The following is a 16397-nucleotide window of genomic DNA, read 5'->3' as shown; positions in this document are numbered from 1 at the left end:
AAATTGGTAAGCTCTAGAAATCTCTATTCAAAGAGTGATAGCTTTTATTGCAGTCATTTTAATATTTATTAATCACAATAAAAATCCCCTCATTTGAGGGGATTTTTTGAATCAAATCACAGCATTAAAGCGCAGCAATCTGCTCCATATTTGCTTTAACTTTCTCTAACTGAGCAGCAAACTCAGCAAGCTTCGCTTTTTCACCCTCAACAACTGCTGCTGGTGCTTTAGATACAAAGCCTTCATTTGCAAGTTTGCCCGCAATTTGGTCGTGTTGCTTTTGGATTTTATCCAAGTCTTTTTGCAAACGAGCAAGCTCAGCTTTAGGGTCAATTAAGCCTTTCATTGGTACAAATACCGATGCATGGCTAACAACGCTAGAGCAAGACAAAGGTGGTTCTTGGTCTTTATTCAAGAATTCAATGCTTTCAACTTTAGCTAATGCTTTGAACAAAGCTTCAATACGAATGATTTGTTCACGCTCAGCGTCAGACGTATTTTGAAGTAATACTGGCAACAAGCGTGCATTACCTAAGCCTAACTCACCACGAATGTTACGTACTGCACCAATTAAACCTTGAAGCCATTGCATATCTGCTTCAGCTTGTTCATTGATTTTCGCTTGCTCAGGAATAGGGTATTGAGCAGTCATAATCGTTGGACCACCTTGACCAAGCATCGGTGCAAGAGTCTGCCAGATTTCTTCTGTCAAATACGGCATTAACGGATGAGCCAAACGTAATGAAGCTTCCATCACTGCAAGCAATACACGGCGTACTTCAGCTTTACGCTCTTCTGCAACGTCTGCATCGTTAAGAACTGGTTTAGTTAACTCAACGTACCAGTCACAGTATTCATTCCAGATAAAGTCATAAATCGCTTGTGCAGCAAGGTCTAAACGATACGTTGCAAATGCTTGGTGTACAGCAGCTTCAGCTTTTTGCAGACGGCTCATAATCCACTGTTCTGGAAGTTCCCATAGATCAGGGCGAGCGTCAGTACCAACAGTTTGACCTTCAACATTCATCAGAACGAAACGAGTCGCGTTCCAGATTTTGTTACAGAAGTTACGGTAGCCTTCAACACGTTTTAAGTCGAACTTAATGTCACGACCAGTATTTGCAAGTGCGCAGAACGTGAAACGAACTGCGTCAGTACCATAAGCATTAATGCCTTCTGGGAACTCTTTGCGCGTTGATTTTTCAATCTTCGCAGCATCTTTCGGGTTCATTAAGCCAGTCGTACGTTTAGCAACTAAGCTTTCTAAATCAATACCGTCAATCAAGTCTAATGGGTCAAGAACGTTACCTTTAGACTTCGACATTTTTTGACCTTCACCATCACGTACCAAGCCGTGAACGTAAACAGTCTTGAATGGTACTTGAGATGAACCATCTTCATTTTTCATGAAGTGCAGGGTCATCATGATCATACGGGCAACCCAGAAGAAAATGATGTCAAAACCAGTGACCAACACATCTGTTGGGTGGAAGGTTTTAAGGAAATCATTTACTTCATCTTGCTTCGCATCGCCAGTCCAACCTAAGGTTGAGAATGTCCAAAGCGCAGATGAGAACCATGTATCAAGAACGTCTTCGTCTTGTTTAAGTTCAATATCAGCAGCGATGTTGTTTTTCTCACGAACTTCTTCTTCGTTACGACCCACATAGATGTTGCCATTCGCATCGTACCAAGCTGGAATACGGTGACCCCACCAAAGCTGACGTGAAATACACCAGTCTTGAATGTCACGCATCCACGCCATGTACATGTTGCTATATTGTTCTGGAACAAACTTAATACGACCATCTTGAACTGCTTCAATTGCAGGTTCAGCAAGCGGAGCAATTTTTACATACCATTGGTCAGTTAATAATGGCTCAATGATCACGCCTGAACGGTCGCCACGTGGCGCTTTTAAGTCATACGGTTGGATTTGATCTAACCAGCCTTCAGCTTCAGCTTGAGCAACTAATTTTTTACGTGCTGCGAAACGTTCTAAACCAGCATATTCCGCAGGTGCAGTAATGGTTTTAGAAATTTGTTCACCAGCTTTGGCAATATATTCAAACTCACCTAAAACTTCGGCGTTTTTGTTGAAGATATTAATGATTGGCAAGCTATTGCGTTTACCTAAGTCATAGTCGTTAAAGTCGTGAGCAGGCGTGATTTTTACACAGCCAGTACCGAAGTCTTTTTCAACGTAGTCGTCTGCAACGATCGGAATTAAACGACCAGTAATTGGCAATACAATGTTTTTACCAACAAGGTGTGCATAACGCTCATCTTCAGGATGAACAGCAACCGCAGTATCGCCCAGTAATGTTTCAGGACGAGTCGTTGCAACTACTAAATAGTCTTTGCCGTCTTGAGTTTTAACTGATTTGTCTTCAAAGAAATATTTAAAGTGCCAAAGCGAACCTTTTTCTTCTTTGCTTTCAACTTCAAGGTCAGAAAGAGCAGTTTGAAGTTTAGGGTCCCAGTTTACAAGGCGCTTACCACGGTAAATTAAACCGTCTTCGTGCAAACGAACGAATACTTCTTTAACAGCGTTTGATAAACCTTCATCCATCGTGAAGCGTTCACGTGACCAGTCTACAGACGAACCTAAGCGACGAATTTGTTTCGTAATCGTGCCGCCAGATTGTTCTTTCCATTCCCAAACTTTTTCGATGAACTTATCACGGCCCAAGTCATGACGAGTCACACCTTGTAAGCCAAGTTGACGCTCAACAACCATTTGAGTTGCAATACCCGCATGGTCAGTACCTGGTTGCCACAAGGTGTTTTTACCCATCATACGGTTATAACGGGTGAGGGCATCCATAATGGCATTGTTAAAGCCATGGCCCATGTGCAAACTACCAGTGACGTTTGGTGGCGGAATCATGATACAGAATGATTCACCGTGACCAGAAGGTTTGAAGTAACCTTGTTCTTCCCACGTTTGGTACCACTTCTTTTCGATCTCGGTTGGATCGTATGTGGTCGCAATATTTTGAGCGGTTTGAGCGTCAGTCATAGTAGCTTAGATCGAATATGCATAAAAAATTGCACCTATTGTAGCAAAAAAATGCCTCGAAATTAATGTGCTGAAAACAGATAAACGGTTTTGTATTTTTTTCAAAAAACGGTAGATTTATGAAAGATGGATCACAATTTAATCGTGTAGACACACGGCACAAAAATTACAAAAGAATTGAAAAAGGATGTTGCTCATGAGTTATGAAGTTTTTTTGAAAATTTCCGATTCAACTTATACCCAATTCGAGACCATTCGGCAGAAACTGCATGATGGGGTAAGCCAAAGTCAGGCAAAACCCTTAGGGGATGTATTGTCTGATCTTTCTTGTGAAATTATTGAGCAGGTTTTTTCTGTACTTTTACAGTCAGGGAATACAACCATGTCCCCAAAACAGCAAGCTGAGTCTGAAAAAGTAGTTCAGCAAGTTTTAGAGACTTTTCGAAAATATATGCCTTGGTCAGTTTCATTCTTTGGAAATGAACGTCTTTTACCTTTAGTTGACTACATGACATCCCTAATGAAAGAACAGGGGCAACAGGTTTATATTACCTACCCAGTTACCCTCCAACTCGTGCAACAAGCTGAAACTCTTACGCAGCAAATTCGTGATGGGAATATGCAGAGTGTTGCAGCTGCTTTTGATACCCTCATTCAAATTGTAGATTTAGGCGTAACAAGCCTAGTACGTGAACCTAAAAAGCGTTTAAAATTTAATTTAGTTGTCGATAAAACCCTGAATGGGGTGATCAACATGACGACGCATTTAGGCTATAAACGTTTGGAAAAGTTAGGTACACAGGTCGATCAGACCACAGCAACTCATTATATCAACCACTTTTTGGCCTTCATGCATCAAGCAGCATAATTTAAAAAGATAATAGGAACATAAAGCATGGCCAAACTTGATACTTTGCAAAATAAAGTGGTATGGATTACGGGAGCATCTTCTGGTTTAGGCAAGGCCTTGGCAGGAGAGTTGGCCTTGCAAGGTGCAGAGGTGATTTTGACATCTCGTCGTTTTGAAGAATTAGAAGCAGTTCGGGTTGGTTTGTTAAACCCAGATCATCATTTGTCTGTGGTTGCAGATATTACTGATGAAAAACAAGTTGACGAGGCTTATAAGCAGATTTTAAAAGCGAAAGGTAGAATTGACTGGCTTATTAATAATGCAGGTTTAAGCCAACGTGCTTTAATTGAAGATACAACAATGGCAACCGAACGGGCCATTATGGAAGTCGACTATTTCTCACAAGTGGCGTTAACCAAAACTGTGCTTCCGACCATGCTAAAACAAAAGTCTGGTCGAGTTGTGTTTGTTTCTAGCGTGGCAGGTCTGTTAGGAACACAGTACCGTGCAAGTTATTCGGCTGCTAAAGCGGCAATTCATATGTGGGCCAATAGTTTACGTGCTGAGGTCTCAGATCAAGGCGTTGAAGTTTCCGTTATTTTCCCGGGCTTTGTAAAAACTAATGTTTCTTTCAATGCGCTAAATGGTGCTGGGCAACCTCAAGGTCATCAAGATGAAGCCATCGAGAATGGTTTAGAGGCAGATGTATTTGCCCAACAAGCAGTTAAAGCATTAATGCATGGGCAAGAATATATTGTTGTTGGGGGAACAAAAGAAAAACTAGGGGTTATGGTTTCACGAATGTCACCAAAACTACTCTATAAAATGATTCGAAAAACAAAAGTAAAATAAGGCATATTTATTTGTCGTCACCTAGATAAAAGACTAAGCCAATGATTCACAAATAAGTAGTTATTGGTTTAGTTTTTTCAAATTATTAAAATCAATTCATTAAAAAAGCTACTTGATAAAACTATTCATTATTTGCACAATCATCAGTTGACCTGTCACTATAACGTCCTAATACAAAGGTCTGGCGTAAGCCACAGTCATCGCCTAGAAACTTATTTACAAATCAAAAAAAATAGATGAAATGGAAACTTCATTTTGCCCATGAAAGCACGGAGCATTGTACATGGAACAACAATTTTCTCTCTTGGCAAAGGAACGAACCATTGCCCACTCAGGTTATAACCGCTGGCTATTGCCTCCTGCTGCATTAGCGATTCATCTCAGTATCGGTATGGCATATGGATTTTCCGTATTCTGGCTACCGCTATCTAAAGCATTGGGAATTGATGCTCCAATAGAATGTGCAAAAGATATGAGCCTGCTCGCACAACTATTCACTACGACCTGTGACTGGAGTGTGTCTACATTAAGTATCATGTACACCCTGTTTTTTGTGTTTTTAGGTTCTTCCGCATTCTTGTTTGGTGGTTGGCTTGAGCATGCAGGACCGCGTAAGGCAGGGGTGGTGGCCGCATTTTGTTGGGCAGGAGGACTTATATTATCTGCGTTGGGTGTTTATACCCATCAGTTATGGTTGATGTGGCTGGGTGGTGGCGTTGGTGGTATTGGGCTTGGGCTGGGCTATATTTCGCCCGTCTCGACTCTCATCAAGTGGTTTCCAGATCGCCGCGGTTTGGCAACAGGCCTTGCGATTATGGGGTTTGGTGGCGGTGCCATGATTGGTGCACCACTCGCAGATAAATTGATGAAGTTCTTTGCAACTGCCGATTCGGTGGGAGTGTGGCAAACCTTTTTGGTATTGGCCAGTGTTTATTTTATTTTCATGATTGGTGGCGCTTTTGGTTATCGCATTCCACCATCAAACTGGAAACCAAATGGTTGGGAACCTACGACTGCTAAATCTAAGGGGTTAGTTACTAACCGTCATGTACATTTAAATAAGGCTTGGAAAACTAAGCAATTCTGGCTGATTTGGGGCGTGTTGTGTTTAAACGTTTCCGCAGGTATTGGCATTCTGGCTATGGCATCACCTCTGTTGCAGGAAGTATTTGGGGGACGTTTGATTGGTTTGGAAGTGGGGATCAATGAGCTAACAGCAGACCAGAAAATGCAGATTGCAACTTTTGCAGCCGGTTTCACAGGTTTACTATCACTGTTTAATATTGGTGGACGTTTCTTTTGGGCATCAGCATCGGATTTCATTGGTCGTAAGAATACTTATTTTATTTTTCTGGCATTGGGCTTTTTATTATATGTTTCCGTTCCGCAATTGGCTCATGCAGAAAATTTACCGTTATTTGTTTTAGCCTTCTGTGTCATTTTGTCCATGTATGGCGGTGGTTTTGCTACTGTACCTGCTTATCTGGCAGACATTTTCGGTACGCAAATGGTTGGCGCAATTCATGGACGCTTGCTCACAGCATGGTCTGTCGCAGGTGTGTTGGGAACGTTGTTGATTACCAATATTCGTGATTATCAGTTGGCCCATGGGGTAGCTCAGGCGCAATCTTATGACATTACCATGTACATTCTGGCAGGCATGTTGGCAATTGGCTTTGTGCTCAATTTGCTGATTAAACCCGTAGATGATGATAAATATATGACTGATGCTGAACTAGCCGCAGAAAAAGTGTTGGCGCATGAAAAACTACCACAAAGTGTAGGCACGGCGCATGATACAGCCTATGCACCATCTAGCATGGTCGTGGTTATACTGGCATGGGCGGTAGTTGGTATTCCTTTGTTGACAGGCATCTGGTTTACTTTACAAAAGGCTGTTGTCTTGTTTCATTAAATAAGCTTTACCTTATGAAAAGGCTGTCTCACGAATACATGAGACAGCCTTTTTATTAATCATCTGCTATTTATTTTTTGATCGCTGTACCATAAGCAAAAACTTCGACCATTCCACCTTGCATACCAAGTTCGGTTGTACTCAGCCGAACTCCCATAATATGGTTAGCTCCTGCAGTATGTGCTTGTTGTTTTAAACGGACAATCGCTTCACGGCGAGCACGCTCAACCACACTTTCATAACTGGTGAGGTGACCACCCAAAACATTCTTAATGGATGCTAATACATATTTAAAGTAGTCATGAGAAATCACGACATTACTACTAATGAAATGGCCAAGCTGATCACTCGTTGCAAAGCGGTTGGTATCAATTCTGATATGGGCCAGTCGTTGCTCTTTTTCTAGAAGTTCTTTCAAATGTTTTCGTTCAATATGGCGCCCAAAACCCCAACCAATACTGAAAAGAATCAGAAAAATAACAAGCTGAAAAATAAGATTTTCCATTTTCTACCTATGCACTAAATGGATCTGGTAGATGGGGTGCTTGAGGTTGCACAACCACAGCGGTGCCATATACAAATAGTTCGGAAGCACCTTGAGCAATATTTGAAGTTGAAAAACGAATGCCGACAATTGCATTCGCACCAAGTTGCTGGGCTTTGGCAATCATACGATTCATGGCTTCTTGGCGGGATTCTTCTAATAATTCGGTATAACCTGTAAGTTCACCACCCACAATATTTTTTAAACTCGCCATCAAGTCACGGCCAACATGCTTACTACGGACTGTACTTCCATAAACAACGTCAAGCTGTTTTAAAATCTGGTGGCCCGGAACACTTTCTAAATTACTCAGTAACATTATTTTTTATCAATCTAAATCTCTTAAGGTTTCAAGATAAGAAATATTCACATGAGATGCAATAAAAAAGCCCACCGAAGTGAGCTTTTATAGATAAGTTATTTAAAACTTATTGCTTTTTAAGTTCAGCACTTGATGGTTGATTAGCAACTGTATCTGAAGAATTTGCTTTTAAACCGCCACCTAGAGTTTTGTATAACTCGATTTGGTTGTTTAAGTTAGCCTGTTGAAGCAACAATAAACCTTGTTCTGCTGAATAAGATGAACGCTGTGCATCAAGAACAGTTAAGTAACTATCAATACCAGCACGGAAGCGGGCATTTGATAATGTGTAGTTGCGGTTAGTCGCTTCTACTAGACGTTGTTGAGCTGTTAAACGTTCACCAATATTGGCACGAGTTGCAAGCGCATCATTAACTTCGCGGAATGCAGACTGAACTGATTTTTCATAATCAGACAATGCGATTTTCTGATCGGTTTCAGAAATTTTTACATTGGCACGACGCGTGCCCCAGTCAAAGATTGGTAAGTCTAGGCTTGGCCCAACTGACCACACAAATCCACCCGACTTAAATAGATCACTTAAGTCAGTCGATGCATAACCTGCAGAACCCGTTAAGCTAATTGTTGGGAATAAACGTGCTTTTGCAGCACCAATATTCGCACCAGCAGCGCTTAAGTTATATTCGGCAGCTTTTACATCTGGACGGTTGTTAAGCAAGTCGCTTGGTAAACCAGCTGTATATACATTCTGTTGAGTAATGCGCTTTACAGGTTGGTTTGGCAACAAGTTTTGCGGAATCGATTGACCTGCTAACAAGTTCAACAAGTTTTGTGCTTGAGCCATCTGAGTTTTGTAGTTCGCTACATCGTTACGCGCAGTTTCTACAGAAATCTGTGCCTGACGTAGTGGAACTTCACTGTCGATACCCACATCAAAACGTTTTTTGTTGAGGTTGTAAGAGTCTTGCTGTGCTTTAAGCGTTTGCTCTGCAAGCTTTAGATTCGCCGATGCAAAAGAATAGTTCAACCATGCTTGAGCAACCTGACTAATCAGACTGATTTGTGTCGAATCACGTGCACTTTGCGTTGAAAGATAACTATCTAATGCAGCATCTTTCAAGCTACGAACGCGGCCCCAAAAATCAAGCTCATAGGCAGTTACACCCAAACCCACCTGATAGGTAGAGTAGGGGTTATTCGGATCACGGCTTTGAGAAACCTGACGAATTGCACTACCACTTGCTCCGATGGTTGGAAGCTGGTTGTTTTGAGTAATTCGATATTGCTGTTGAGCACGTTCAATATTGAGCGTTGCTGTACGTAAGTCACGGTTGTTGGCAAGAGCCAAATCAATCACTTCGAGCAAACGAGGGTCAGAAAAGAACTGTTTATAACCCTGTTCTGCAATAGACGTACCAGAAGCACTGTTATATCCATAGCTTTGTGGTATATCGGTTTTCACGACTGGTTCTGGGCCGCGCATGCTTTGACAAGCTGCCAAAGCAAGCGCAAGTGCAGATACCGCAATGCTACGACCTGAAATAGACCATACTTTTTGCATCACGATTTATGCTCCTGAGTGTTTATGGTTTTTGGTTTGTACTTAAAGATACTACGAATCCATACATAGAATACAGGGATAAAGAAGATACCTAAGAACGTTGCACTGAGTACGCCACCGAGTACACCGAAGCCGACTGAGTGCTGACTTCCTGCACCAGCACCTGTTGAAAGGGCAAGTGGAAGTACACCAAAACCGAAGGCAAGGGTGGTCATAATAATTGGACGTAAACGCATTTTTGAAGCATGTAAAGTTGCATCAAGTAGGTCTTCGCCTTTTTCCTGCAACTCTTTTGCGAACTCAACAATCAAGATCGCATTTTTTGCAGAAAGACCAATTACCGCGATCATCGCTACCTGGAAGTAAATGTTATTTGAGAGATTTGGATCTCCTTTAATAATCATACCCAAGTAAGTCAATACGATTGCACCAATAATACCGAGTGGTACTACAAGTAAAACCGAGAACGGAATAGACCAGCTTTCATATAATGCAGCTAAGCAAAGGAAAACGATTAACAACGAAAGAGCATAAAGGAATGGAGCTTGAGCACCAGACTCACGTTCTTCAAGTGATAAACCTGTCCATTCATAGTCGAAACCTTGTAAGCCCATAGATGGTAACTTAGCAATAATTTCTTCCATAGCTTTCATAGAATCACCAGAACTTACGCCCGGTGCAGGTGTACCTTGAATGTTAACCGATGACACGCCGTTATAACGTTCAAGACGAGGAGAACCATATGTCCATTCGCCTGTAGCAAATGCAGAGAACGGTACCATTTCGCCTTTGCTATTACGTACATACCACTTGTTTAAGTCTTCAGGCATCATACGGCTACCCGAATCACCTTGAACATAAACTTTTTTCACACGACCGCGGTCAACGAAGTCGTTAATGTATGAGCCACCCCATGCAATACGCATAGTGTTGTTAATGTCAGCAATGCTAACGCCCATAGCACCAGCTTGAGCCTGATCTACATTAATTTGATACTGAGGCGTATCTTCTTGACCATTAGGACGTACCCCTACAAGACGCTTATCTTGTGAAGCCAAACCTAAAATTGTGTTACGTGCGGCAATCAGTTTCTCATGGCCTTGACCACTTGAGTCTTTAAGCTGCAAGTTAAAACCAGCAGTTACACCGAGTTCAGGCATTGCTGGAAGCTGTAATGGCATGATGTAAGATGCGTCTTTGACGATCATGTTTAATGCCATACCGCGCTGAATTAACGCACCAATTTGAGATTCTGGTGAAGTACGTTCACTCCAGTCCTTCAATTTAACGAAGCCAATACCAGCATTTTGACCAACACCCGTGAATGAGAAACCTGAAACGGTGAAAATAGATTCCACTGTATCTTTTTCATTCATGAAGAAGTTTGTCATGGTATCAACAACTTTATTCGTACGATCAAGCGTTGCATTCGGTGGTAATTGTACAAGTGTCATGACCACGCCCTGATCTTCTTCTGGTAAGAATGAAGATGGGAGTTTTTGGAACAAGAACACCAATAGGCCAATCACTAAAGCGTAAAGTACGCCAGAGAAGATTTTGCCTTTAAGCATGCGGCTAACACCATTTTGGTAGCTATGCGACATGCGGTCAAAACCGTTGTTAAATCCTCTGAAGAAACGAGCAAAAATATTATTGCTTGGTTCTTTGTTAGGATCATGCTGTTTTAAAATTGTTGCACAAAGTGCTGGAGTGAAGGTTAACGCCACAATTAACGATAAGACCATTGCTGTTACAAGGGTAATCGAGAATTGGCGGTAAATTACACCAGTCGTACCACCAAAGAATGCCATTGGTACGAATACCGCTGTCAATACGCTTGTAATACCAATTAATGCACCAGAAATCTGTTCCATTGATCGTGAAGTCGCCGTGACCGGATCGGTATGTTCTTCACTCATCACACGTTCAACGTTTTCCACTACAACAATGGCGTCATCGACCAGAAGACCAATTGCCAGTACCATAGCGAACATGGTTAAGGTGTTAATTGAGAAACCAAAGATATTGATGACAGCAAATGTACCTAATACAACGACAGGTACAGCAAGTGTTGGAATAATCGTTGCACGCCAGTTCTGCAAGAACAAGAACATGACAATAAATACTAAAATTACCGCTTCAATTAATGTGTGTACAACACTTTCAATTGAAAGACGAATAAATGGAGTAGTGTCATAAGCCAGTTTATCTGCAAGGCCTGCTGGATAGTTTTTACGTAATTCGGTTAAACGATGTTCAACAGCATCAGCGGTATCAAGTGCGTTGGCACCAGTTGCAATTTTAATTGCAAGACCACCAGCTGGTTTACCATTAAACTTCGAATCGAATTGATAGTTATCAGAACCTAACTCAACACGAGCAACATCTTTTAAACGAACCTCAGCACCTGATGCTGTGTTCTTTAAGAAGATATTTTTAAATTGCTCAGGTGTTTGCAGCAAGCTTTGTGCATTCACTGTCGCGTTAAGCACTTGACCTTGTACTGCTGGTGCTCCGCCTAACTGACCTACAGCAACTTGTGAGTTTTGCGCTTGTAAAGCAGTCGCAATATCACTTGGTGTTAACTGGTAATTAGTCAATTTTGCAGGGTCGAGCCAGATACGCATTGCGTATGAACCACCAAAGACTTGTACCTCACCAACACCAGCAACACGGCTAAGTGGTTCTTTAATTGACGAGTTTACGTAATCTTTAATGTCTGAGTCTGAAAGGGTATTGTCTGGTGAATAGAATGCAATAACTTGCAAGAAGCTTGCACCAGATTTGGTAACTGTCACACCTTGACGTTGAACATCTTCAGGTAAAAGAGCAGTTGCAGATTGCAGTTTGTTTTGAACCTGAACCTGTGCAATATCTGGATCAATACCTTGTTCAAAGTTTAATTGAATAGAGGCCTGACCGTTACCCGCACTGTTAGATGAAATATAACGTAAACCATCTAGACCATTCATTTGTTGTTCAATGATCTGGGTTACGGTGTTTTCAACAGTCTCAGCCGATGCACCTGGATAAGTTGCAGCAATTGTAACTGTCGGTGGTGCAATCGTCGGATACTGTGCAATAGGCATTTTTGTGAGCGTGAGAATACCCGCTAACATAATGACTAGTGCAATCACCCACGCAAAAATGGGGCGATGAATAAAAAATTGTGCCATTCAATCTACCCCTTATGCATTAGATGCTTTCTGTTCTGCTTGAGGTTTACCTGATTGAGCCGGTTTTGTCGCATTTGGAGCTGCACCTTGAGGGGTTGCTGGTTGAGCTTGGTAAGGTTTTGCTGACACTTCTTGCCCTTCTTTAACTTTGGCAACTCCATCAACAATCACTTTATCACCAGCTTTGAGACCATTGGTCACAATCCAGTTTTGTCCTTGAACACCAGAAGTTTCAACAGGACGACTCTCAACAGCACCTTTTGCATTAACAGTCATCGCCATGGCTTGACCTGTCGGTAAACGGGTAATTGCAGCTTGAGGAATCAGATAAGCATTTGGAACTACACCCTGAACAATCTGTGCAGTTGTGTACATGCCTGGAAGTAACAGATGATTCGGGTTCGAGAATACGGCACGTAAAGTAATCGTTCCTGTATCCTGATTTACAGAAGCATCAGAGAAAGCAAGTTGTCCTTCGATTGGATAGGTTGAACCATCTTCGAGCTTCAATTTTACTTTCGTGTTGTTACTATTGTCTAAACTACCTTTACTCAATTGTTGACGTAAACGTAATAACTCGGCGCTAGACTGGTTAATATCAACATAGATTGGATCTAACTGTTGAATCGTCACTAAAGGATCAGTTTGGTTTGCAGTGACTAAAGCACCAGCTGTTACAGAAGAACGTCCAGACTGACCAGAAATTGGTGAGCGAATTGTAGAGTAACCTAGATCTACGTTTGCATTTGTTACTTGAGCCTTCGCTGCAGCAACTTGTGCTTCTGCAACGTTAACTTGACCAAGTAAGTCGTCATACTCTTGTCTAGATACAGCGTTACTCGAAACAAGTTGCTTATAACGGTTTAACTTAGTACGTAGGGAAGCTAGATTTGCCTGTTGTTGTAAAAGTGCTGCTTTTGCATTTTCGAGCGTTGCATGGTTAGTTCGAGAATCAAGTTGATAAAGAGCCTGACCTTCACGAACATAACTTCCTTCAGCAAACAAGCGTTTTAAAATTACGCCACTTGTTTGAGGGCGGACTTCAGAAATTTGATATGCTGAAGTACGGCCAGAAAGTTCAACGCTTTGTTCAACACTTTGTGGTTGAGCAACAATAACACCTACTTCAGCAGGCGGCATTTTCTGAGCAGCAGCAGCTTGCTGTTTCTCATCGGAGCCTTTGCCACAACCAACAAGTGCGATACTTGTTGCTAATGCGCAAGCAGTAAGGGCAGGAGCCCAAAGCTTAGCCGACATCATTGTTCCACCTCGTTAGATAAAATCTAAAAATATATTTGTTTTTTACTTAACCTACTTTGTGTTTGTAATAACCAGAGCCAAAGCAGTGCAATCCAAATAAAACCTATGCCCCAACCGGCGAGTACATCTGTTGGAAAATGAACTCCAGCATATATTCTTGAAAGCCCCATACAGATAAACCAAAGACAGGAGATCAAAATGATATAAGGAGAGTTAGTGTTGGGCTTATGGCATAACATTATCATTGCCAGACAGGCCAGTGTTGATGCATAAACACTGTGTGCACTTGGGAACGATGCACCGTAACTTTCGACAATATGATATACCTGTGGGGGTCTTGGGCGGTCAACACACCACTTGAGCAGCCAACCCATGGTGATACTGCCAATAACTCCCACGCTAATGAAAATAACAGTAATATATTTTTTATACCATGCTTGATATATACATACCAGAAAGGATAAAAAACATACAAAAGGCATACCACCTATTCGCGCTAGAAAGATCGTAATAGAGTTAAGATAATCTAATCGGTGTTCACTCAATATTTGAACGCTCAGGAGATCCATAGATTGAAGTCTTGGTACAAAAAGACCAAGCACACCTAATCCGAAAAAAATACAACCAATAAAAAGCAACATATAGGGCATGTATATACCTTTGCTTATTCAAGCAGTGTCCACTACTGAAAGCCGTTAAAAGTGTACTTGCCAGTACACTTTTTTTCAAGCCTGATAGATCATCGTAAATTCATTTTGAAAAATTTTTAACATTTGGAAAAACAATAACAACAAAATTGACGGAATTCACATTTTGTGTACAAAGCAAAATTCTTAGTGCTCTGCCTTTTTTCCACTATTTGTTGTCGTATTTTCTTCAACTTCAAGAGGTTGTTTTGGTGGCCAGAAAAAATCGCTGGGGCGAGTCAGAAAATGGGTCATTACCAGTTTAGCTAAAGGTTTCCATTGTTCAAAGCGAACTCGACGTGCCCGTAGTGCCACAATAATGGTTAAGGTGAAACTAACGAATAAGTTAGTGAGACCAATAGATAACACACCTAGAAAGGACACGATAATCAGGCCGATATCTGGGCTGCCGTTAATAGTCATTAAACCTTGAATAAAGTTAGCCGAGGCAAAGGCAATATGGCGAATATCCAAAGGTAAACCTAGAATAAAACCTATGGTGCCCATACTTCCTAACATAATCCCGAATAAGAAGTTACCGGCTAAAGCTCCTAAATTACGCTCAATATATTCAGCAAAACGGTTGAGGCGATCTTGTCCTAACCAGTTTGCTAAACGGCGATGTGCTCTAAGGCGTGGACCGACTTTCCGGTAAACAGCCATATTGTCGAAGTATCCTGCAATAAGGCCTGACAAAAATAAGCAAACTCCAGCTATGGCTGCATGTGGAACTGCCAAAGAGGTGAAGGGATTTAGGCTGTGCAACAAATAAGTTGCTTTAGTATGAGTTAATAAAGGCTCATCAAGATAGAACTGCCAAGCAAAAGTAATGAGTGCAGCAGTAGGAATCGCAATTGAAATATTGCCTAAAATAGCAATGAATTGTGTTCGAATAATATTAATAATAAGAGCAGCCAGTTCAGCAATTTGAGCTGTTTTAGAGCCTTTGCGTTGTTGTACAGTTGCAGCAAGGGCAGCAGCAGTCATTGCGGGTTGTTTGGTTGCAACTGTGAAATGCAGAACATGAATCAGAATGAACCCTAGAGAATAATTCATACTGAAAGTAAAGGCTTGCATGAGCGGAGCCATGGTCATTCTTGCTGCAAGAATTTTTAAAGATGCCATACAGGCAATAATGACACCTGCTCCAGCCGCAGCTTTATACATGCCCCAGAAACCTTTTGTATCGGTACTTACATAATGTTCGCCTGTTCGGCTGGCATTTTCAGTTACTTGAAAGGCAATGAGTTCACTTGTCGTACTTAATAAAGAGCGAACACTTTTTTCACTGTAGTGCGCCTTAGTTAAATCGGAAATAAGATGTCCTAAAGAGACATATTTCCCTTTACTGTTATCTACAACCAAATAAAGCAGTAATTCAATTCGATCGAGACACTGCTCAAGTAACGACAATAAATAAGTCAAACTTAAGCTAACACCAATTCTTTTGGTGGCACGTCGAATCTTTAAAACCACATCCCGACATTGTTCCAGCATAACAAATGCTTGTGATGCATCGGGAGGAGAAATAACCGCAATTTCATGTTCAGAAAGTTCTTGTTTTTTGTACTTTTCGATAAACTCAATAATTTCACGGTTCTGAACTAAAAATGGTGATTCATATTCAGTTAATTCCGGTTGAGCATTAATAAATTCAGGGTAAAGGCCAATTCCACTAATTCGATAAGTTAAGACGGTAATTGCTTTAATCATTTCACTTTGAATGACGAGCTTTTCGTCTACATTACTTTGGCTTTGTCCAATAAGACTGAATAAATTTGCCCAATCTTCATCATCAATATTATTGAGCCAGATTTTGTCACTTTCTAAATAAAAAATTCGACCAATTAATATTTTGAGTTGGCTTGCATCTTCGATTAACGGTAAAAAATGTGCTCCGAGTCTTTGCCCGAGTTGGTTCCAGAAACCATCTAAAGATAAAATTCCGCTATCGGCATATAAGCTGACTTGTTTATAGCGATTAATTAGACGTAATAAAAAAGTTTGTAGTAGGAAGGGGGCTGTAGGTGTGCGTAATAGGCTCTCAATTAAAGCCTGTATTTTTTGCTTTATCTCATCCGTATCATGAGGATCGGATGGACGAATGGCATTGACTAATTCAATGATTGGATTTTCATCAATGACAGCTTGAGTATCCTCAAGCTGTTTCTGTATTTTTAAAAAATGATCTGAAAAATTTATATGCATA

At 41.2% G+C, this 16397-nt stretch carries 11 protein-coding genes; 3 read left to right on the top strand and 8 right to left on the bottom strand.

Features of this window, described 5'->3' with window-relative positions; all coding sequences use genetic code 11:
- Positions 1-124: 124 nt before the first annotated feature.
- On the bottom strand, positions 125-3022 hold the full coding sequence (locus RMB03_RS09620) for a valine--tRNA ligase (RefSeq protein ID WP_311075665.1): 2898 nt from the start codon (positions 3020-3022) through the stop codon (positions 125-127).
- Between the two features lie 196 nt (positions 3023-3218).
- Here RMB03_RS09620 and RMB03_RS09615 point away from each other — a divergent pair, with 196 nt between their 5' ends.
- From RMB03_RS09615 to RMB03_RS09605, 3 genes are all read left to right on the top strand, one after another.
- Entirely contained in the window at positions 3219-3890 is a 672-nt protein-coding gene (locus RMB03_RS09615) for a hypothetical protein (protein ID WP_005036445.1), read from the top strand.
- Between the two features lie 27 nt (positions 3891-3917).
- Entirely contained in the window at positions 3918-4724 is an 807-nt protein-coding gene (locus RMB03_RS09610; protein ID WP_311075661.1) for an SDR family NAD(P)-dependent oxidoreductase, read from the top strand.
- Between the two features lie 283 nt (positions 4725-5007).
- On the top strand, positions 5008-6639 hold the full coding sequence (locus tag RMB03_RS09605; RefSeq protein WP_311075659.1) for an OFA family MFS transporter: 1632 nt from the start codon (positions 5008-5010) through the stop codon (positions 6637-6639).
- A 70-nt stretch (positions 6640-6709) separates the two neighbouring features.
- On the opposite strand, the gene RMB03_RS09600 is transcribed toward RMB03_RS09605, so the two are convergent.
- From RMB03_RS09600 to RMB03_RS09570, 7 genes are all read right to left on the bottom strand, one after another.
- A complete protein-coding gene (locus RMB03_RS09600; RefSeq protein WP_311075657.1) occupies positions 6710-7144 on the bottom strand; it encodes a heavy metal-binding domain-containing protein in 435 nt (144 codons plus the stop codon).
- Between the two features lie 7 nt (positions 7145-7151).
- On the bottom strand, positions 7152-7502 hold the full coding sequence (locus tag RMB03_RS09595; RefSeq protein WP_003655405.1) for a YbjQ family protein: 351 nt from the start codon (positions 7500-7502) through the stop codon (positions 7152-7154).
- A gap of 109 nt (positions 7503-7611) precedes the next feature.
- Complete coding sequence (gene adeK, locus RMB03_RS09590; protein WP_311075757.1) at positions 7612-9066, bottom strand: multidrug efflux RND transporter outer membrane channel subunit AdeK; 1455 nt, start codon at positions 9064-9066, stop codon at positions 7612-7614.
- Positions 9066-12242 carry a multidrug efflux RND transporter permease subunit AdeJ gene (gene adeJ, locus RMB03_RS09585; RefSeq protein WP_005036454.1) on the bottom strand — a complete coding sequence of 1059 codons (3177 nt, stop codon included), beginning with the start codon at positions 12240-12242 and terminating at the stop codon, positions 9066-9068. The genes adeK and adeJ overlap by 1 nt, the downstream gene beginning before the upstream one ends.
- A 12-nt stretch (positions 12243-12254) precedes the next feature.
- A complete protein-coding gene (gene adeI, locus RMB03_RS09580; protein ID WP_056483250.1) occupies positions 12255-13502 on the bottom strand; it encodes a multidrug efflux RND transporter periplasmic adaptor subunit AdeI in 1248 nt (415 codons plus the stop codon).
- A gap of 23 nt (positions 13503-13525) precedes the next feature.
- Positions 13526-14152, bottom strand: coding sequence for a phosphatase PAP2 family protein (locus RMB03_RS09575; protein ID WP_017392551.1), 627 nt, complete (start codon positions 14150-14152; stop codon positions 13526-13528).
- 183 nt (positions 14153-14335) lie between these two features.
- Positions 14336-16396 (bottom strand): site-specific recombinase, encoded by a 2061-nt coding sequence (locus tag RMB03_RS09570; RefSeq protein ID WP_311075651.1) that lies wholly within the window; start codon positions 16394-16396, stop codon positions 14336-14338.
- Between the last annotated feature and the right edge of the window lies 1 nt (position 16397).

Source organism: Acinetobacter sp. V91_7, assembly GCF_031799075.1.
Classification (GTDB): domain Bacteria; phylum Pseudomonadota; class Gammaproteobacteria; order Pseudomonadales; family Moraxellaceae; genus Acinetobacter; species Acinetobacter calcoaceticus.
The sequence above is the reverse complement of the archived record's forward strand: the minus strand, read 5'-3'. Positions and strand labels throughout refer to the sequence as shown.

What these genes read in the sequence shown, in the direction of transcription:
- RMB03_RS09620 (WP_311075665.1), bottom strand. Translation starts at nt 3,022, where the DNA reads ATGACTGACGCTCAAACCGCTCAAAATATTGCGACCACATACGATCCA.
- RMB03_RS09615 (WP_005036445.1), top strand. Translation starts at nt 3,219, where the DNA reads ATGAGTTATGAAGTTTTTTTGAAAATTTCCGATTCAACTTATACCCAA.
- RMB03_RS09610 (WP_311075661.1), top strand. Translation starts at nt 3,918, where the DNA reads ATGGCCAAACTTGATACTTTGCAAAATAAAGTGGTATGGATTACGGGA.
- RMB03_RS09605 (WP_311075659.1), top strand. Translation starts at nt 5,008, where the DNA reads ATGGAACAACAATTTTCTCTCTTGGCAAAGGAACGAACCATTGCCCAC.
- RMB03_RS09600 (WP_311075657.1), bottom strand. Translation starts at nt 7,144, where the DNA reads ATGGAAAATCTTATTTTTCAGCTTGTTATTTTTCTGATTCTTTTCAGT.
- RMB03_RS09595 (WP_003655405.1), bottom strand. Translation starts at nt 7,502, where the DNA reads ATGTTACTGAGTAATTTAGAAAGTGTTCCGGGCCACCAGATTTTAAAA.
- adeK (WP_311075757.1), bottom strand. Translation starts at nt 9,066, where the DNA reads ATGCAAAAAGTATGGTCTATTTCAGGTCGTAGCATTGCGGTATCTGCA.
- adeJ (WP_005036454.1), bottom strand. Translation starts at nt 12,242, where the DNA reads ATGGCACAATTTTTTATTCATCGCCCCATTTTTGCGTGGGTGATTGCA.
- adeI (WP_056483250.1), bottom strand. Translation starts at nt 13,502, where the DNA reads ATGATGTCGGCTAAGCTTTGGGCTCCTGCCCTTACTGCTTGCGCATTA.
- RMB03_RS09575 (WP_017392551.1), bottom strand. Translation starts at nt 14,152, where the DNA reads ATGCCCTATATGTTGCTTTTTATTGGTTGTATTTTTTTCGGATTAGGT.
- RMB03_RS09570 (WP_311075651.1), bottom strand. Translation starts at nt 16,396, where the DNA reads ATGCATATAAATTTTTCAGATCATTTTTTAAAAATACAGAAACAGCTT.